The sequence below is a fragment of the Dehalobacter sp. TBBPA1 genome (assembly GCF_040931655.1).
Classification (GTDB): Bacteria; Bacillota; Desulfitobacteriia; order Desulfitobacteriales; family Syntrophobotulaceae; genus Dehalobacter; species Dehalobacter restrictus.
The window spans coordinates 1,250,082-1,267,768 of sequence record NZ_CP162385.1; the positions used below are offsets into that span (position 1 = coordinate 1,250,082).

Consider the following 17,687-nt stretch of genomic DNA (forward strand, 5'->3'; position numbering starts at 1 on the left):
ATGGATAAGGCCAAAGAAGACGCCTTAATAGCCAGAGACCCTGAAATTACCTGGGAAGACGAAGAAAGTCTTGCTTTGGATAATTATAATGGGGCCAAAGCGCTGCTCGATGTATTGGACCAGGAAGGGGTAGAACTGATCTTCGGGTATCCCGGCGGGTCTTTGCTCGCACTGTATGATGCGCTTCTGGACAGCTCGATCCGTCATATCCTGCCAAGACATGAGCAGAGTGCTGTTCATGCCGCCGATGCCTATGCACGGGTCAGCGGCAAGGTGGGTGTCTGTCTGGCTACCTCAGGTCCGGGAGCCGCCAATATGGTCACGGGAATTGCAAATGCGTATATGGATTCCATCCCGCTTGTGATCTTAACCGGTCAGGTATCGACCCATCTGTTGGGGACAGATTCTTTTCAGGAAGTTGACATTACGGGGATCACGATGCCGATAACGAAGCATTCCTATCTGGTTAAAGATGCCAGAGATATCCCGCGTATTGTGAAAGAAGCGTTTTATATTGCGAGTACAGGCCGCCCGGGTCCGGTCCTGATCGATCTGCCGAAGAATATTATGGCAGCAGAGGTCAATGAGCCTTATCCGTCCAAAGTGGCGCTGAAAAGCTATAAATTTTTTACCAAGGGAAATCCCGGTCAGATTTCTGAAGCAGCCAGAGCACTGGCCCAAAGCAAAAAACCGGTTGTTTATGCCGGGGGAGGCGTCATAACCTCCGGAGCCGGCAAGATTCTTCAGGAAGTACTCGAAAAAACCAATCTTCCTGTGGTCACGACCCTGATGGGCATTGGCAGTGTCCCATCCAAACATCCGAATCATTTAGGGATGGTCGGAATGCATGGGACCATTACTGCCAATCTTGCCGTAGATGCGTGTGATTTACTGATTGCGATCGGTGTCCGCTTTGACGACAGGGTCACGAGCGGGCTGAAACATCATTTTGCCACGAAGGCGAAAGTTATTCATATTGACATCGATCCTGCCGAGATCGGCAAAGTCATCCGGGCACATATCCCGATTGTCGGAGATGCCAGACTTGTCCTGGAAGAGTTCCTTACCAAAATCAATCCGCTGGCCATTCAGGATTGGTGGAACGAACTCAGGAGCTGGCAAAAGCAATACCCGTTAAGCTATGAGCAGGATGGCCGCCTCAATCCGCAGACGATTTTGGAAGCGATGGGGAAAATCAGCGGGGAAGAAGCGATCGTGGTAACAGATGTCGGACAGCACCAAATGTGGGCGGCTCAATTCTGTCCGATTAATCAAGAAAGACATTTTATTACCAGTGCGGGTCTGGGAACGATGGGTTTTGGTCTTCCGGCTGTAATCGGCGCCCAGTTTGCGAAACCGGACAGTCTGGTCTTTCTGGTGACCGGAGACGGTTCTTTACAAATGAGCATCCATGAACTCGCCACTGCGGTCCAATATCACCTTCCCATAAAAATAGTCCTGATGAATAACGGGGTTTTAGGCATGGTTAGGCAGATGCAAAAAATGCTCTTTAACGAGCGTTTCAGCCAAATCCAGCTGGATGCCAATCCCGATTTTGTAAAGCTTGCCGACGCCTACGGGATCAAAGGGCGCAGAGTCGAGCAGGCCGATCAAGTTGAAGACGCCTTGAAGGAAGCTGTTGCAACGCCCGGACCGTTTTTGCTGGATTTCACGATCTCACCGGATGAAGTTGTACTTCCTTTTGTTCCTGCCGGTCAGGGAATTACCGAGATACTGGAGGGGAAGGAATAATGCTGCATACACTCGCTGTAATGGTTGAAAATGATCCGGGGGTCCTGGCACGGGTATCAGGCCTGTTTTCCCGGCGGGGCTACAATATCTACAGCCTGACGGTATGTCAGACTGAAAATCCTGACCTGTCCATGATGACGATCGTGGTCGAGGGTGACAGCCAGGTCATTGAGCAGGTCACCAAGCAGCTGCATAAACTGGTCGTTGTCCATAAGGTGACCAATCTAAGTCAGGAGTCCGTGGTGAACAGGGAGCTGGCCCTGATCCGGGTCAAGGTTAAATCGGATACCCGGCTCGAAGTACTCCAAACGGTAGACATCTTCAGGGGCAGAGTCGTTGATATGGGAAAAAATAACCTAACGATCGAGCTTACCGGAGATGAAGATAAGATCGATGCGTTTGTCAGAACGATGCGATCTTACGGCATTCTCGAACTTGTCAGAACCGGTAAAATTGTGATTGCCCGATCCGATAATTAATATGGTAAGCGACTGATAGATGCTTTACTAATAAATTTTCACTTAAATAAATAATGAATAAGGAGAGTAAATAACATGGCTAAAATGTATTATGATCAAGATGCTGATATGGGACTGCTGAAAGGAAAAACGATTGCGGTAATGGGTTGGGGAAGCCAGGGTCATGCTCAATCCCAAAACCTTAAAGATTCCGGTTTGAATGTTATTGTGGGCTTGCGCAAAAACAGCGCAAGATGGAAAGAAGCCGAAGAAGCCGGCCTGACTGTGATGACAGTCGCTGAAGCAGCAGCCAAAGCGGACCTGATCCAAATCCTTCTGCCTGATGAGACCCAGAGCAGGATTTACCGGGAAGAAATCGAACCATCGCTCACTGCCGGCAAGGTACTTTGCTTTTCACACGGTTTTAACATTCACTTTGGTCAAATCGTGCCGCCGGCTAATGTCGATGTGATTATGATCGCTCCGAAGAGCCCGGGACATCTGGTGCGCCGGACTTACACTGAGGGCGCAGGAACTCCGGGACTGATCGCCGTCTATCAGGATGCTACCGGTAATGCCAAGCAAATTGGTCTTGCGTATGCCAAAGGTATTGGCTGTACCCGCACCGGACTGATCGAGACCACATTTGAAGAAGAGACCGAAACCGATTTATTTGGCGAACAGGCCGTGCTTTGCGGTGGTGCATCCGAATTGGTCCGCGCCGGTTTTGACACACTTGTAGAAGCCGGTTACCAGCCGGAAATTGCTTACTTTGAGTGTCTGCATGAATTGAAATTAATTGTCGACCTGATGTATGAAGGCGGAATCAGCCGGATGCGCTACTCCGTATCCGACACAGCCCAGTACGGGGACCTGATGGTCGGCAGACGCATCATTACGGAAGAAACTCGCAAGGAAATGAAGAAGGTCCTTTCCGAAATCCAGAATGGGGAGTTTGCCCGCAAATGGCTCTCCGAAAATCAGGTTGGCCGTCCGGTCTTCAATGCCATGACCCGCAGGGATGCCGAACATAAAATTGAAAAAGTCGGCCAGGAGCTTCGTTCCATGATGCCGTGGCTGAAGAAGAAATAAAGCCTGCTAATATCCATTATGTGGGTTGAATCTTGAGCAAAATAATATATTCAAGTAGGTCTGGGGGCCACAGTACCGCTTTCGGCAAATTGAGCCCTCCATGGCTCAAATAGCCGCGCTGCGCAATCCGTGCTTCGCTTGTCGCGGAACTGTGGCCCCCAGACTGATCTTAAGTATGATACAGCAGTTTTTATAAGCTAAACTTTTTGCCAGAATATAGCATTTAGATGTTCGGCTTTTAAAAATTTGTATCTGGAATGTTCTACTTGCATGTCGATTCCAACAATGTATTTCTCAGAATAATATAACTAAAATATAATGGAGACCTACCCGGATAATCAAATTAATTTTATGAACCAATTTAGAAATTAATTTACTGGATATCATAAAGGAGGGCGGGGGGTGGATAGGGTGAGACGGATTGAATTTTTTGATACGACGTTAAGGGACGGGGAACAGTCTCCCGGCGTTGCGCTGAATATGGAGGAGAAGCTGCAGATTGCCCGTCAGCTGGAAAAATTGGGTGTGGATGTTATTGAAGCCGGTTTTCCAGTCACTTCTCCGGGCGATTTTGAGGCCGTATCTTTAATCGCCGAAAAAGTCAGAAATACGACCATTGCTGCGCTTGCCAGAGCTGAAGCTAAGGATATTGAAAGAGCCTGGGAGGCAATTCATATTGCGGAAAACCCGCGAATCCATACATTTATTGCGACATCTCCGATTCATATGCAATACAAGCTCAGAAAAACACCGGATGAGGTGTTGGAACGCGCTGTCTATGGGGTCAAGCTGGCAAAATCCAAAGTTAGTGATGTCGAATTCAGTGCTGAAGATGCGTCCCGCAGCGATGTGGATTTTCTGGCCAAGGTATTCTCACTGGTCATTAAGGCCGGAGCTACTGTGATTAACATTCCGGATACCGTTGGGTATGCGATGCCCGCAGAATTCGCTCAGTTCGTCAAGGCGATCATGGACAAAACCGATGGCATTGAAAAAGTCAAAGTCAGCGTCCACTGCCATAATGATCTCGGATTGGCCGTCGCGAATTCCCTGGCTGCAGTCAAGGCAGGTATTCATCAAATTGAATGTGCGGTCAACGGCCTCGGAGAACGGGCCGGGAATGCTGCGCTGGAAGAATTGGCCATGGCGCTGCACACCCGGAAAGACCTTTATGGGGTCGAGACAGGTATCATCACCCGGGAGATTTCCCGGACCAGCAGTCTGGTCAGCAGACTGTCCGGTATGAGGGTCCAGCCGAATAAAGCGATTGTAGGTAAGAACGCTTTTGCGCACGAATCAGGCATTCATCAGGACGGGGTTCTCAAGGAACGTAGTACGTATGAAATTATGTCCCCGGATGCCATCGGACTTGACATGAATACGATTGTCCTCGGCAAACATTCCGGGAGGCATGCGGTCAAACAGTCTCTGGACGACCTGAGCATTGAAGTCAGTGAAGAACGCTTTGAGAAGCTTTTTGAAGACTTCAAAATCCTTGCTGAGAAGAAAAAGATTATCACGGAAGCTGATCTTTATGCGCTTGCTGAAACGCAGGAGGCAGAGGAAACGCTGGCCTTAAATTACTGGCAGATTCTAAGCGGAAATAACCTGAAGCCTACGGCAACGATTGGCTTAGAGCTGAAAGATGGGAAAGAGCATCATAATGAGCTGGTGAAAGCGGCTTATGGTGACGGCCCTGTAGCGGCTGCCTATAAGGCGATCGACAAAATTGTCGGGATTGAAGGAAAACTGCAGAATTTCTCGTTACAGGCAATTGACGTCGGCGAGGATTCTCAGGGTGAAGTAACCGTAACGGTTTCGTTCGGTGATCACACTGTTGCCGGGCGGGGTGTCAGTCCGGATATTATCGAGGCCAGTGTCAAAGCCTATGTCCAGGCTGTCAACAGGGCACTCAGCAAAGGCTGGATCAGCCTGAAGCAAAGATGATAACTGGATGTAAAACAGGCCGCGATGATGCATGATTGCGGATACTTATTATCTCATCTGCGCGTACGGAATGTTTACGGAGATGAGATAATGTTAAGGAGCACATGAAAAAGGAGGTTGTTGCCCATGGGTATGACGATAAGCGAAAAAATTCTGGCAGCCCATGCCGGAGCAGATAAAGTCGTTCCCGGAGAAATCATCAATGCCAAACTGGATGTGGTCTTATCCAATGATGTCACAGCTCCGGTCGCGATCAAAGAGTTTGAAAAATTAGGAATTGAGAAGGTATTCGACAAAGAAAAAATTGCACTGGTACCTGACCATTTCACCCCGAACAAGGATATTGCCTCCGCGGAACAATGCAAAATCGTTCGCGACTTTGCCCGGAAACATGAGGTTAAACATTACTGGGATACCGGAAGAGTCGGCATCGAACATTGTCTGCTTCCGGAGCAGGGGGTGGTACTTCCCGGTGACCTGATCATTGGCGCCGATTCCCATACCTGCACGTACGGTGCACTCGGTGCGTTTGCGACCGGTGTCGGCAGTACAGACTGCGCGGCCGGGATGGCCACAGGCGAAGCCTGGTTCAGAGTACCCGAAACTTTAAAATTTGTTTTTCACGGCACGAAGTTCCAGCCTTATGTTGGCGGCAAGGATTTGATTCTATATATCATCGGCAAAATCGGCGTTGACGGTGCCCGCTATAAAGCGATGGAATTTACGGGAAACGGCATCAAAGCACTCTCTATGGACAACAGGCTGACGATGTGCAATATGGCGATCGAGGCTGGCGGCAAGGCCGGAATCATTGAACCGGACGAGATTACGCTGGCGTACGTCAAAGCCAGGGCAAAAAGGGATTATAAAGTTTATCATAGCGACCCGGATGCCGTATACGAGAAAGTCTACGAATTTAACACAGAAGATATTCCGCTGCAAATCGCTTTCCCGCATCTTCCGGAGAACACCAAATCGGTGGAGGAAGCAAAGGGTTTGAAAATAGACCAGGTTGTGATCGGCTCGTGTACGAACGGACGTCTTGAGGATCTCGAAATCACGGCTAAGATTCTGAAAGGGAAGAAGATCCATCCGAATATCCGCTGCCTGATTTTCCCGGGCACCCAGGATATCCTGCTTGAAGCGATGAGCCGTGGCTGGATTCAGACCATGATTGAAGCCGGGGCAGCAGTCAGTACGCCGACCTGCGGGCCATGTCTGGGGGGGCATATGGGGATTCTGGCCAAAGGTGAGCGGGCGCTGTCCACCACAAACAGGAACTTTGTAGGCCGGATGGGTCATCCTGAAAGCGAAGTATACCTGTGCAATCCGGCAGTCGCTGCGGCTTCAGCCATATGCGGACAAATCGTTCATCCGAGGGAGGTTGTTGATCATGGGTAAAGCTTGGAAATTTGGCCATGATATTGACACGGATGTCATCATCCCGGCCCGCTATCTGAACCGCTTCGAACCTGAACATCTCGCCGCCCATTGTATGGAAGATGCGGATGCTTCTTTTGCGGCCAACGTGCAACCCGGAGATATGATGATCGGCGGCAAAAACTTTGGCTGCGGATCTTCCAGGGAACATGCTCCGCTGGCGATTAAAGCTGCCGGTGTCAAAGCCATCATCGCAGAATCCTATGCGCGGATATTTTACCGGAATGCGCTGAACATCGGGATGCCGATTCTAGAGTGCCCGGAAGCTGTCAAAGGCATTGAGGCCGGTGACGAAGTCGAGGTCGATCTCCAGAGCAGCACGATCCAAAACATCAGCAAAGGAACAAGTTTTCAGGCTACTCCCTTTCCGCCATTTATGCAGGAACTGATCAAAGCCGGTGGGCTGGTTCCGTACGTAAAGGAGAAAAGAAAGAATGCCTAAAATTGCCGTATTGCCCGGCGACGGGATTGGAAGAGAGATTATTCCTGAAGCGCTGAAAGTGCTTCAGGCAGCATTAGAAGACTGCCCGGTCAAGTTTGAATTCGATCGTTATTTGATCGGCGGAGCCGCAATTGATGAAGTCGGCAAAGCACTGCCTGCCGAAACACTGGATGCCTGTAAGAAGGCCGACGCGGTGCTTTTAGGTGCGATCGGCGGACCGAAATGGGATACACTGCCGGCCAAGGAAAGACCTGAGCTTGGCGCGCTACTGCCTATCCGCAAAGAACTCGGACTGTATGCCAATATCCGTCCGGTCAAGATGATTCCTTCGCTCATTTCGGCTTCCACCTTAAGGGAAGAAGTTGTCAAGAATGTGGATATGGTTGTGATCCGCGAGCTGACCGGCGGAATCTACTTTGGCGAAAAGGGAAGAAACGAAAACCCAAAGGCCGCTTATGATGTTCTGCTTTATCATGAAGAAGAAGTCCGACGGATCATTGAGCTTGGTTTTGAAACTGCCAGAGGTAGACGGAAAAAGCTTTGCTCGGTCGATAAGGCCAATGTGCTCGAGTCTTCTCGTTTCTGGCGGGAGATTGCTGAAGAAGTGGCCAAGGAATATCCGGATGTCGAGCTGACGCATATGTATGTTGACAATGCTGCGATGCAGTTGGTGCGTTATCCGGAACAGTTCGACGTGATTGTCACCGAGAATATGTTCGGGGATATCCTGACCGACCTGGCTTCGATGCTCGGCGGATCGATCGGCATGCTTGCTTCAGCCAGCCTGAGCGGTAAAAAAGGACTATATGAGCCGGCTCATGGCTCTGCGCCGGACATTGCCGGCCAGAATAAGGCAAATCCGCTGGCGACAATCCTTTCGGCGGCGATGATGCTGCGCTATACGTTTGACCTGAATGAAGAAGCCGGTAGAATAGAGAATGCTGTGATAAAAGTTCTGAATCAGGGCTACCGGACAGCCGACCTGGCCAAACCCGGCGATATAGTGCTTGGGACCAAAGAAATGGGTGACGCAGTGGTGGCTGCGCTGTAAACATTACCACTTAAATATAAATTGGCTTTAAGTCAAATGTTGGGATGGGCCCCTAAAAAAGTTACTTTAAAACGATGATGCTGATAATAGTTTTTAGACTGTTATTAGCATTTTTTTTGAACGACATGGTGCTATCCGCTTTTCGGCTCTTGTGAGCGACAGTATGTATTACTAAAGCGAAAGAGTTATTGGGTGACCTGGATCCTGGCGCTCTTTTAAACAAAGAGAATAAGGAAGACTAAATCAAAAGACCGTAACGATGGTTGAGTCGTTACGGTCTTTTGATTTGACCTCTAGTTGAGGTTGAGATGCAATAATACTATAGCAAGCGGGCTTAATTTGTTCTTTTCAATATTTAGAAGGTAAAGAGAATAAATATAAAGGGAATTGAGGGATAATGTGGAATTATCGTTAAGAAATGGGTCTGAGTTCAGTGATATATAATGTCTGTAATGGTAGTCGACTTTTGATGATTGATTACACTTAAAGTAAGTATTCCCGAACCTAGTTCGGAAACACCACCAAAAAAGAGGTATATACGAACTTAGTTCGGGAATACCGTAGTTCTACGACATATCGTGCAACGCCGCGCCATCCTTGGCGCGGATGAAAAAACTTTAGCTATAAATTAAGCTTCAGAAAGTGGGATAAAATGAATGCGTTTTTGACAGTGATACCAATTGTTCTTATTAGGTATGGTCTTTTAAATGTGATAAACAAAGAAGCACTTAAACGTGCAAGTTTCTTTGCTCCATTAATCAGAAGAGAAAAGGTAGCATTCTGGGTTTATCAAATAACAACCGCATTGATCTTGCTATATTTATTACTGCTCAAGATTAAAACTGACTCTGAGTGGTTTTACATAGGTCTGATAATTTATAGTTTAGGACTTATTTTATATGTTGTATCTATAGTGAATTATGCTAACCCTAAAAAGAACGGAATAAATTTAAATGGGTTATATCGAATATCACGCAATCCTATATACGTAGCATATTTTATTTATTTTTTAGGATGTGTATTGTTAACTCGTTCATGGGGATTGCTTTTGTTATTAATAACTTTTCAGATATCAGTACACTGGATTATTCTTTCAGAAGAAAGATGGTGTATTAGGGAATTTGGAGAAGAGTATATAAAATATATGAATAATGTGAGACGTTATCTTTGATTGTTATGACATAACTGAATTATTCAAGCGAAAGATTAGATTATTTATGCCTAGTGGTGCTGAAGTCCAAGGCCGCGCCGTCCATGGCGCTGTCTGAATCTGGGGGCACAATACGTCGTAGAACAGCGTATTGCCGACACTTGGCAAAGATGCATGTGGTTAGGTCGCGTCGGCAATACGCGAAACGTTGAACAAAACCGCTGCGCGGTAGCTTCAGAAATCAGAATTCAAAAAAAGAAATACTTATCTCCCTTGCAGGAAATAATAACCAAAAACTGTAAAGGGTGATAGGAATGTCAGAGTTACGAAACAAAATGAAAATGGACTTAGAACTCAAGGGGTTAAGTCCAAGTACACAGAGAACTTATCTTAGAAACGTAGAACAATTTGCAAATCACTATGCAAAAACACCGTTAAAAATGGGAGAAACAGAAATCAAAGAATATCTTCACCATTTAATCAAAAGGAATGTTAGCAATTCATACGTAAAAAATGTTTACAGTTCCCTGAGATAACTTTGCAAAGAAACTGGAATATTGAGGACGATGTTTTTAGATACAATTATGAGGAAGCCCGCTCAACTTCAGATACAATACTATGTCGTTATACGAAAGACCATGCGAGAGACCGCGCATCCATCCGCGGATTGTAAAAGAAGAATAAATGATTGAATTATTATAAATACGTAGGATAAAGGAAGGGATAATGTGAGGAAGTCTGTTAAAGCTTTGATAGTAACTTTTTTAGTAGGTTTTATTGGTATTTATTTAGGTGCATTTTTGAATCTTGAAGGATATTTAGGAGTCATTTTATCAGTAGCTACTATGGGGTATTTTATTATTTCAGCAATTGAAGATATATGCAATAAATAAGCGTAAACTGACTTAAATATATTACATAATATTCATATGGGTTGGATTAATCATCTTTTTAAATGAATGCAACCTTGTAGATAAATGTGAAACAAAGATAATTTATATAACAGAGAAAGAAGAAAATTATGAGCATTATCTTAAGCGATTTATATGGCATATTTTTCTTATTTTATGTAGTACAGATTCAAGAGGAACGTTGAAGGGACTCCCGTCCGTGATCGTCTCTGAATCTGGCGGCATGGTCCATCGTCTAACAGCGTGTTTTCGACACTTTGTCAATATGAATGTGGTTGGGACGCGTCGCAAACACGTGAGACGTTCTACGAAACCGAACGCAATGGCGCGCCGTCCTGGCGCGGTTAATGGAATAATATCATAGCTATTTTCCAATAGTAAGATTGATAATATCTGATCAAATAGTGGAAGGGAATAGCTATGGATGAGAAAGTAAAAATGATAAATGGAGAGCTATATAAGGCTAATGATGAAGAGCTTTTCAGAGAACGACAAACTGCAAAGAGAGCTCTATACCAATTTAACTCCTTACACCCAGATGAAATCGAAAAGCGAGATGATATTATCAGGAGTTTGTTTGGTAAGGTAAGGGATAATTTTTTTATTGAGCCACCGTTCCACTGTGACTATGGCTATAACATTTACATAGGAGAGAATTTCTACTCGAACTATAATTGTACTATCTTAGATTGTGCCAAGGTTTTAATTGGCGATAATGTTTTGTTCGGACCAAATGTTAACCTTTTTACAGCAGGGCATCCTATAAATTTTGAGGTACGTAACGAAGGTTTTGAATATGCTTTACCGATAGTTATAGGCAATAATGTTTGGATCGGTGGAGGAGCAATCGTTAATCCGGGAGTTACTATTGGTGATAATGTAGTAATAGGTTCTGGAAGCGTAGTAACAAAAAATATTCTATCTAACTCTATTGCGGTTGGTAATCCATGTAAGGTAATACGAATAATTTTAGACACAGATAGATTACATAAAGACAATTGTTATTGAGGGGCCGCCGTCCTGGCGTCCTCAGAATTTGGGGGCGTTCGGCTTCGTATAACAGAGCACTCCCGCAACTTAGACTAGATGAATGTTATAAGACGCTGCGGGAGTGCTCAGGACGTTAGGCGAAACGGTAGAAACGGAGGAGAAAGATATGAAAGTAAACGATATGATTTTAAGCAGGTTGAAGTCTTTACAGAGGTTATGAGAGAGTTTTCGGAATCACAAGAAGGATGAGCATCTGGGAGTAGGTCAAATTCCGCACCAGTGCGTAATTTGGATATGTTAAATTCGTCACTGGTGACGAATTTGGGTGGCAAAGTGTAAGCTTCGATGTGTTTGGGCCTTGAGGTTTTTATTTAAGAAATATGCACGTGTCGGTTTGCTTTGGCAGAATGAATGTTTCGCATTTTGCAAGTCATTCCGACGGGCAGCAGATAACAGTGAATTCCCGAAATCTGAGAAAACATGCGAGAGTAATAACCAGACTTCGGGAATTCACGAACCGTTAAATGAAATTGGTCGCAAAGGCCGCGCCGTCTTGGCGGAAAATTTAAATATGACAGTATTATACTTAGTCTAAAGTACAGATTCTTCCTATAAATGGCGATTACATTATATTTAATTCTTTAGCTATCTCCCTCAAATAGAAAGTTTCTGTTTTGTCCTTAAATTGTAAGATAACGCAATCATCCTCAGCAAATTGTACTTTATTGCCATTATAAGTGGTACAGTGTATGCCATATGAAAACTTGCCAGGATGTTCACCTCTGTCATCCAAGATACTACTGAAACATTCCGTAAACGTAATAGTTTTAACATCAATGTTATCCGCGTCCAGACGACTCCAAGAATTAAGGACTCTGCCATCTGTCAGTTCAAATTCAAATAAAATCTTGTCATCTTTATAAGCATATGCGATGTTTATATCATTGGAGTTTACTCTCCAGCCAAATGCAAAGAAATAGAAATAAGATACTACCGCCAAGGCACAGACTGTCAAGGTGATTAGAACTGCTTTTAAAACTTTTCTATTCAGCTTTTTAAATGGTTTGATTTTTTCTTTGTTGTATTCGGTATGCTCTACCCTGACCTCTGCCTTCATTTGCTCAAAAATTTCCTTGCACTGAGGACAATGATTAAGATGTTCTTTAATTTCCAGATTGCTTTCAGGGCTGGTCAAACCATCAATATAGCTTGGTAACAGGTCTTTTATAATTTCGCATTTCATTTACAATCTTCCTTTCATAATTTTTTGTTTGGCACGGTAAAAAGAGACTCTTGCCCAGTTTTCATTTTTGTTGAATACTTCCCCAATTTCTCTAAAAGAAAATGCGCCTGTGATGCGTAAGAGAACGATTTCCTTGGCAGTTTCATCAAGAATATGTACTGCTTTGATAAGTTGCATTTTGTCTTCTATCAGACATAATTCTGCCTCCGGATTAAATTTGTTGGAAATAATATTGTCATCAAGCATAGATGTTTCTTTGCGGTTTCTTTTATCAATTTCTTGATACCACAGATGTTTGGCAATTTGGCAAAGCCATGTCGAAACTTTACATGTACCGTCATATCGATTAGCTGATTTTATTGCCCGGTAAAAGGTCTCCTGCGTGAGCTCTTCCGCAGTATTCTCATCGTTGCAAAGAATGATCAGAAACTTAAAGACGGTTTCTGCATATTCCTGATAAATGTCATCTATGTCGAACATGCAATATCACCTCCTTCAAAACATATATCCGATAACGCAGTGTTTCGTTACACAATAATTTCAATTTTTAAAAATCTGTCTGTCTAAGCAAACAGCTAAATAAAGGTTATAAATAATCCTGAATGAACAGTTATATTATTAATTATATCTTACCACTACAGTTGCCACGCTGGATTTATATATTATGCAGCAAGAGAGGTGTAACTTTTTCTGGCTATTTATAGGGGCCAACGTCCTGTTGGCCTTTGAACAGGAAGGCGCCATCCATCACATAACACGGGATTTACGCAACTTTGACAATATGAATGTAGCATGACGCTGCGTAAATCCCGGGAACGTTATCTGACATACTCCCTATTTGTTTAGAATTTAAGCATCGTATGAGGTCGAGGTTAGGGAGCCGCTGATTTATATTATTTTTTAAAATTCAATAAAAGGGTGTGGAGTTTTGAAAATCGATCAAACATTGGTAAGTAGTTTTATCAACAAACATATTATTGTTGGTATTGCGTATTTAGATCACGAAGAAAACTTTATTGAGCAGGTTCAATTGCATGGGGATATCTTGAGGATTAATGATTCCGAAGGGATTGTAATTCAATTATCTAATTCAGAAAAAGAATATAAATTGCCGCCGAATATTTCGGCAATTAAGGAAGCACCTCCAGGTGAATATAGATTCAGATCTACAGGCGAAGTTGTAGTCAATCCAGATTTCATGACAACTTGGACAATAAAGAAACCTAATCCAAATAAGACTAGGGATTAGAAATAATATTGCTTGGGTATGATGCGAAAAGAAAAAGAGGAAAAATATCGGTGTTAATTTCGGTGTTAATTAATGTAAATAGTGCTACAATTATAAATAATATATCAGCTTTATAAAAGAAATATCACAAGCTACCCAATTATTTGATTTATTTTCCTCTTTATTGATTGTTAATGGAACAATGATATTATCAATAATGATATTGTTATTAGCTATAAAGTCTTTAATTTTAAATGAATATATAAAGATTAAGAAGTTAATCTTTTTCACATTTACTCCAACAATAATATTGATTATTGGAATAATTATGAGTGTTTCTAAGACCTTTTTTATTAAGTAAAGTACTTGAGTTGTATTAAAGGGGCCGACGTCCTGTCGGCCTCCAAGTCTGGGGGCGCGCGACTTTACATAACACACCGTTCCCAAAACTTTGTCTAGATGAATGTATAAGACGCTTCGGGAACGGTTGAACATTAAATGAATTTGGTCGCAAAGGCCGCGCCGTCCTGGCGCGGGTTGTAAACGCTAATCTTATTGAAAGGATTTTATATAATAATATGTTCATAACTTATGAAGAAGCTCGTATGAACGGATTAGCAGGAAGTGATGTGTTTCAGTATAGTCATCTGGTGTATAAAGATGACTTAAACAGAAATGGCGTGGTTATTAGTCTTAATAGAGAAGCTTACTTTGCATTCCAAGATACAATATTATTGTCACAATATCATGAGTTAAAAATGGAATCACAAAGAAGACAAGAAGACATATTTGCATTATGTCCAACTATTCGTAAACGGTCACAGTATATAAATATTGAAAACTTGAAAATGGGGATAGGATTTGAACTTCACTTAAAAGCACGATTGCTTAAATCGAACTATATTATACATAATATAAATTCGCACGATATTACATTTAAAGGACTATCAAAAGAGCAGAAAAGAAGACCAATACTCAAAGATGAATATTTTAATATTGATGGATATCGTTTTAATGGACAAAGAAATGTTTTGGTAGGATTGATGGAACAAAGCATTAATTTTGATTTATTACTTAATAAAGAAGAATATAATAGATGCCTTAATTTAACTGATGATATGAGGAGCATAATTGATGGTTATCGAAAGTTGCGAAATCGAATACATTTGCCAGGAGACGTAATTGATATGAAAAATCTTAATCGAGATAATCTTATGGAAATATTAGTTGAATTTATTAACAAAGAAATAGTACAAACGACTAATTCTTTAGCATCAGAATGTGGCTTAGAAAAAGTTAGGTTAAAGGAATTAATAATCTAATAAAGTCCTCTCGGCAATGGTAATTACGTTAGTTTGCAAGAATTGGTGGAGTCGCCGTCCTGGCGACTTCTGAATCTGGGGGCGACCAACTTGATAACGCATAATATGTGGTATAATAAGAAGTAAGGAAAGTAAGGAATGGAGTGATTGTAATGGAACTTGCTAGGATAACCTCAAAAGGACAAATTACAATACCAATAGGAATAAGGAAGAAACTCAACTTAAAAGAAGGGGATAAAGTTATCTTCATTGAAGAAGGCGATAAGATAGTCTTTGCTAATTCCTCCATGATAGCATTGAAAGAAATACAAGAAGGAATGCAAGGGGTAGCTGAAAAGCAGGGTATTTATTCTGAAGATGATGTTAATAACTTAGTTAAAGATATAAGAAAAGAGATTTGGGAGAAGAAATATGAGAATCATGATTGATACCAATGTGCTTATTTCGGCTATTCTTTTCCCAAAATCTCAGCTCACTATAGTAATTCAAAGTGTAACGGAAGCTTACACCCTTGTACTCTGTTCACATATTATTGAAGAACTTAATGAGATTTTTAAAAAGAAATTTAGAAGAGAAAAGTCATTTGCTTGATAAGTTTTTGAGTAAGGTTGCATTTGAGCTAGTTTACACACCTGCTGATATTAATTCCGCAAACTATCCTGATATAAGGGATAAGGGGGATTATGCAATTTAGAAATTTTCTTGTAGGGCGGTTCGGCCTAAAAACAGGGAGAAACAAAGATGTTCATATAGCTGATTATTATCCGATTAATTCAAAAGCTATTTTATTTAAAGTAATAGAACGAAATGAGAATGAAATTGTGATGGCTGAAGATGATAAACATTTATTTTTCAAAACAGCAGTGATGAAAAAGGAAATTGAGCAAGGTACAGCCATATTTCTGACGACAATTGTTAGCTACCATAATGTATGGGGAAAAATTTATTTCTTTCCGGTTAAACCATTTCACCGTATTATTGCGAAATCATTGCTAAAGAGGCTTTGATAATGAAATTCCTGGAAGGTGTTTGCATGCAATATTTGCCGTACGACGTATAACACGCCGTTGTCGAAACATAGAATAGATGAATGCTATATTCCATTATATAAACTCCCATGACATGCTGAGAATCAGAGTATAATGAAATTAGGAGTGGTGTTATGAAAAGTAAAATTGCTGATTCAATAAAGTTAAAAACTCAGCCAGTTGCAGTATTCCGTTCAAATGTTAAACCCGAGGATGCAATGCAGTTCCAAGAAGGGAAACGGGGTTGTGTTATTTCCATGTTAAATGCTGCAGCTAAAGGAAGAGTGGCGGTATTTGAAGAAAAGACTACGAATTGTCCTGGTGGTAAAGTTGGACTTGGCTTCAATCGTTTTCAATTAGGTTTTATTGAACATTTCTTATCAACTGGTGTTCCCGGTGGTAGAGAAGGAGAATTTTATAAGAAGAACCCGGAGTTAGCAGCGAAATTCGCAACTGGGTTACCTGAAGTTGTACCCGCAAAGTATATAATTTTTAAACCGTTATCGGAATTGACTGAAGATGAAACACCAGAAATTATTATATTCCTAGCTAATGCAGATCAATTTTCAGCACTGATGTGGTTCGCCAATTACGATAAACCAACTCAAGACAACGTTAAAGTAGACTTTGGTTCTGGCTGTCAGCAGTCTGTACTATATGCACTAGAGCAAGCTGAGAAGGAGGATCCAAAGTGTATTATCGGACTAACGGACCCTTCCGCACGAAATCATATCGACAAAGACATTCTTTCATTCAGCATTCCATATAAACGCTTTTTAGAGTTAGAAGAGCAAGTTGAAGAGAGTTTTTTAACCAAAGAAACATGGCTCAAGATTATGTCAAGGATAGAATAGATTTGAATGATTAGATTTGCCGCACGTATATAACAGCGAATTGCCAACACTTAGTAAAGATGCATCAAGTCGGAATGCGTCGGCAATTCACGGAACGTTAAGCGACAGACCATGCGGAACCGGGCATACTTTTCCAAGCCTATTGACCGAGGTTTATTATCTGGTACTGTCCACCAGACCATCCTAAACCACTTGAAACTTGTAATTTTAAACCTTTTAGGTTTTTAGGAATTTCAAATACAATATATCCACTTTTGCTTGTTCCCGGGTTTACCTGGGCTAGAAAGAAACTATTATCGGCGTTTACATACATGTCTGCTTCAGCCATAGCAGAATATTCTTTGCCTTCAGCATCTTTTAACTTAAATAAACTAGTATCAATGGTACGAGTCTCTTTATCATTGTTTGATACCTTTACTTTTATTAGTAAATATTCATTTTCGGTTGTTTTTTGCAAATATTCATTTTGCCCGATTTTAGTGCTCCTTTTTACCTCGCTTGCAGAATACCCAATATTTCCTGCCTTAACCTCATCATTTAGCTTATATTCCTGGGGAGTGGAAGTTTGAGGGGTAGACGAATTTGGAGCGGGAGTTGGAGCAGGGGTAGACTGACCGCCACTACATGCTTGGACAAGTATGATAATTACTATGATACATAATAGCCAAAACCACCATCGCCTATAGATGGATTTATTTACCATTATATTGCCCCCTAACGTTAATTTGTAATATTTATTATTCCTCAAAACATTCTTTTTGATTCAGAAACAATATATC

Annotated in this window: 20 protein-coding genes; 17 read left to right on the top strand and 3 right to left on the bottom strand. The window is 42.2% G+C overall.

All coding sequences use genetic code 11. The features are described 5' to 3' along the window. The 11 genes from ilvB (at position 1) to AB3489_RS06320 (ending at position 11,251) form a co-directional block, all read left to right on the top strand. Positions 1-1,752, top strand: a complete 1,752-nt coding sequence (ilvB, locus tag AB3489_RS06270) for a biosynthetic-type acetolactate synthase large subunit (RefSeq protein WP_368294366.1) — start codon at positions 1-3, stop codon at positions 1,750-1,752. Then, positions 1,752-2,231, top strand: a complete 480-nt coding sequence (gene ilvN / locus AB3489_RS06275; RefSeq protein ID WP_019226843.1) for an acetolactate synthase small subunit — start codon at positions 1,752-1,754, stop codon at positions 2,229-2,231. The genes ilvB and ilvN overlap by 1 nt, the downstream gene beginning before the upstream one ends. A gap of 75 nt (positions 2,232-2,306) precedes the next feature. After that, positions 2,307-3,302 carry a ketol-acid reductoisomerase gene (gene ilvC / locus AB3489_RS06280; RefSeq protein WP_368294367.1) on the top strand — a complete coding sequence of 332 codons (996 nt, stop codon included), beginning with the start codon at positions 2,307-2,309 and terminating at the stop codon, positions 3,300-3,302. 411 nt (positions 3,303-3,713) lie between these two features. Further along, complete coding sequence (locus tag AB3489_RS06285) at positions 3,714-5,249, top strand: 2-isopropylmalate synthase (RefSeq protein ID WP_368294598.1); 1,536 nt, start codon at positions 3,714-3,716, stop codon at positions 5,247-5,249. 126 nt (positions 5,250-5,375) lie between these two features. Continuing rightward, a complete protein-coding gene (gene leuC, locus AB3489_RS06290) occupies positions 5,376-6,650 on the top strand; it encodes a 3-isopropylmalate dehydratase large subunit (RefSeq protein ID WP_368294368.1) in 1,275 nt (424 codons plus the stop codon). Continuing rightward, complete coding sequence (locus tag AB3489_RS06295; protein ID WP_368294369.1) at positions 6,643-7,131, top strand: 3-isopropylmalate dehydratase small subunit; 489 nt, start codon at positions 6,643-6,645, stop codon at positions 7,129-7,131. The genes leuC and AB3489_RS06295 overlap by 8 nt, the downstream gene beginning before the upstream one ends. Further along, positions 7,124-8,182 (top strand): 3-isopropylmalate dehydrogenase, encoded by a 1,059-nt coding sequence (leuB, locus tag AB3489_RS06300; protein WP_368294370.1) that lies wholly within the window; start codon positions 7,124-7,126, stop codon positions 8,180-8,182. Before AB3489_RS06295 ends, leuB begins: the two co-directional genes overlap by 8 nt. A 652-nt stretch (positions 8,183-8,834) precedes the next feature. After that, positions 8,835-9,353, top strand: a complete 519-nt coding sequence (locus AB3489_RS06305) for an isoprenylcysteine carboxylmethyltransferase family protein (RefSeq protein WP_368294371.1) — start codon at positions 8,835-8,837, stop codon at positions 9,351-9,353. A 314-nt stretch (positions 9,354-9,667) separates the two neighbouring features. Further along, complete coding sequence (locus AB3489_RS06310) at positions 9,668-9,868, top strand: phage integrase N-terminal SAM-like domain-containing protein (protein ID WP_368294372.1); 201 nt, start codon at positions 9,668-9,670, stop codon at positions 9,866-9,868. A 192-nt stretch (positions 9,869-10,060) separates the two neighbouring features. Further along, the gene (locus tag AB3489_RS06315; RefSeq protein ID WP_368294373.1) at positions 10,061-10,225 is read left to right on the top strand and encodes a hypothetical protein; all 165 of its coding nucleotides are present in this window, start codon (positions 10,061-10,063) and stop codon (positions 10,223-10,225) included. A gap of 438 nt (positions 10,226-10,663) precedes the next feature. Beyond that, the gene (locus tag AB3489_RS06320) at positions 10,664-11,251 is read left to right on the top strand and encodes a sugar O-acetyltransferase (RefSeq protein ID WP_368293884.1); all 588 of its coding nucleotides are present in this window, start codon (positions 10,664-10,666) and stop codon (positions 11,249-11,251) included. A gap of 604 nt (positions 11,252-11,855) precedes the next feature. Here the strand turns inward: AB3489_RS06320 and AB3489_RS06325 are convergent. After that, positions 11,856-12,476: an anti-sigma factor gene (locus tag AB3489_RS06325; RefSeq protein WP_368294374.1), complete on the bottom strand. Its 621-nt coding sequence runs from the start codon at positions 12,474-12,476 to the stop codon at positions 11,856-11,858. Further along, positions 12,477-12,956, bottom strand: a complete 480-nt coding sequence (locus AB3489_RS06330) for an RNA polymerase sigma factor (RefSeq protein WP_368294375.1) — start codon at positions 12,954-12,956, stop codon at positions 12,477-12,479. It abuts the gene before it with no gap. Positions 12,957-13,404: 448 nt separating this feature from the next. Here AB3489_RS06330 and AB3489_RS06335 point away from each other — a divergent pair, with 448 nt between their 5' ends. The 6 genes from AB3489_RS06335 (at position 13,405) to AB3489_RS06360 (ending at position 16,908) form a co-directional block, all read left to right on the top strand. Continuing rightward, the gene (locus AB3489_RS06335) at positions 13,405-13,725 is read left to right on the top strand and encodes a hypothetical protein (protein ID WP_368294376.1); all 321 of its coding nucleotides are present in this window, start codon (positions 13,405-13,407) and stop codon (positions 13,723-13,725) included. Positions 13,726-14,309: 584 nt separating this feature from the next. Further along, positions 14,310-15,026, top strand: coding sequence for a hypothetical protein (locus tag AB3489_RS06340; protein ID WP_368294377.1), 717 nt, complete (start codon positions 14,310-14,312; stop codon positions 15,024-15,026). A gap of 152 nt (positions 15,027-15,178) precedes the next feature. Further along, on the top strand, positions 15,179-15,454 hold the full coding sequence (locus tag AB3489_RS06345; RefSeq protein WP_019225914.1) for an AbrB/MazE/SpoVT family DNA-binding domain-containing protein: 276 nt from the start codon (positions 15,179-15,181) through the stop codon (positions 15,452-15,454). Then, positions 15,438-15,617: a PIN domain-containing protein gene (locus tag AB3489_RS06350; protein WP_368294378.1), complete on the top strand. Its 180-nt coding sequence runs from the start codon at positions 15,438-15,440 to the stop codon at positions 15,615-15,617. Before AB3489_RS06345 ends, AB3489_RS06350 begins: the two co-directional genes overlap by 17 nt. Positions 15,618-15,709: 92 nt before the next feature. Continuing rightward, the gene (locus AB3489_RS06355) at positions 15,710-16,033 is read left to right on the top strand and encodes a DUF2867 domain-containing protein (RefSeq protein ID WP_368294379.1); all 324 of its coding nucleotides are present in this window, start codon (positions 15,710-15,712) and stop codon (positions 16,031-16,033) included. Positions 16,034-16,188: 155 nt separating this feature from the next. Continuing rightward, positions 16,189-16,908 (top strand): DUF169 domain-containing protein, encoded by a 720-nt coding sequence (locus tag AB3489_RS06360; RefSeq protein WP_368294380.1) that lies wholly within the window; start codon positions 16,189-16,191, stop codon positions 16,906-16,908. A 139-nt stretch (positions 16,909-17,047) separates the two neighbouring features. Here AB3489_RS06360 and AB3489_RS06365 read toward each other — a convergent pair whose 3' ends face one another. Next, complete coding sequence (locus AB3489_RS06365; RefSeq protein ID WP_019225917.1) at positions 17,048-17,611, bottom strand: DUF4352 domain-containing protein; 564 nt, start codon at positions 17,609-17,611, stop codon at positions 17,048-17,050. Positions 17,612-17,687: the final 76 nt, after the last annotated feature.

Coding starts and splice junctions, on each gene's coding strand:
- ilvB (WP_368294366.1), top strand. CDS start 1: ATGGATAAGGCCAAAGAAGACGCCTTAATAGCCAGAGACCCTGAAATT.
- ilvN (WP_019226843.1), top strand. CDS start 1,752: ATGCTGCATACACTCGCTGTAATGGTTGAAAATGATCCGGGGGTCCTG.
- ilvC (WP_368294367.1), top strand. CDS start 2,307: ATGGCTAAAATGTATTATGATCAAGATGCTGATATGGGACTGCTGAAA.
- leuC (WP_368294368.1), top strand. CDS start 5,376: ATGGGTATGACGATAAGCGAAAAAATTCTGGCAGCCCATGCCGGAGCA.
- AB3489_RS06295 (WP_368294369.1), top strand. CDS start 6,643: ATGGGTAAAGCTTGGAAATTTGGCCATGATATTGACACGGATGTCATC.
- leuB (WP_368294370.1), top strand. CDS start 7,124: ATGCCTAAAATTGCCGTATTGCCCGGCGACGGGATTGGAAGAGAGATT.
- AB3489_RS06305 (WP_368294371.1), top strand. CDS start 8,835: ATGAATGCGTTTTTGACAGTGATACCAATTGTTCTTATTAGGTATGGT.
- AB3489_RS06310 (WP_368294372.1), top strand. CDS start 9,668: ATGAAAATGGACTTAGAACTCAAGGGGTTAAGTCCAAGTACACAGAGA.
- AB3489_RS06320 (WP_368293884.1), top strand. CDS start 10,664: ATGGATGAGAAAGTAAAAATGATAAATGGAGAGCTATATAAGGCTAAT.
- AB3489_RS06325 (WP_368294374.1), bottom strand. CDS start 12,476: ATGAAATGCGAAATTATAAAAGACCTGTTACCAAGCTATATTGATGGT.
- AB3489_RS06330 (WP_368294375.1), bottom strand. CDS start 12,956: ATGTTCGACATAGATGACATTTATCAGGAATATGCAGAAACCGTCTTT.
- AB3489_RS06340 (WP_368294377.1), top strand. CDS start 14,310: ATGAACGGATTAGCAGGAAGTGATGTGTTTCAGTATAGTCATCTGGTG.
- AB3489_RS06345 (WP_019225914.1), top strand. CDS start 15,179: ATGGAACTTGCTAGGATAACCTCAAAAGGACAAATTACAATACCAATA.
- AB3489_RS06350 (WP_368294378.1), top strand. CDS start 15,438: ATGAGAATCATGATTGATACCAATGTGCTTATTTCGGCTATTCTTTTC.
- AB3489_RS06355 (WP_368294379.1), top strand. CDS start 15,710: ATGCAATTTAGAAATTTTCTTGTAGGGCGGTTCGGCCTAAAAACAGGG.
- AB3489_RS06360 (WP_368294380.1), top strand. CDS start 16,189: ATGAAAAGTAAAATTGCTGATTCAATAAAGTTAAAAACTCAGCCAGTT.
- AB3489_RS06365 (WP_019225917.1), bottom strand. CDS start 17,611: ATGGTAAATAAATCCATCTATAGGCGATGGTGGTTTTGGCTATTATGT.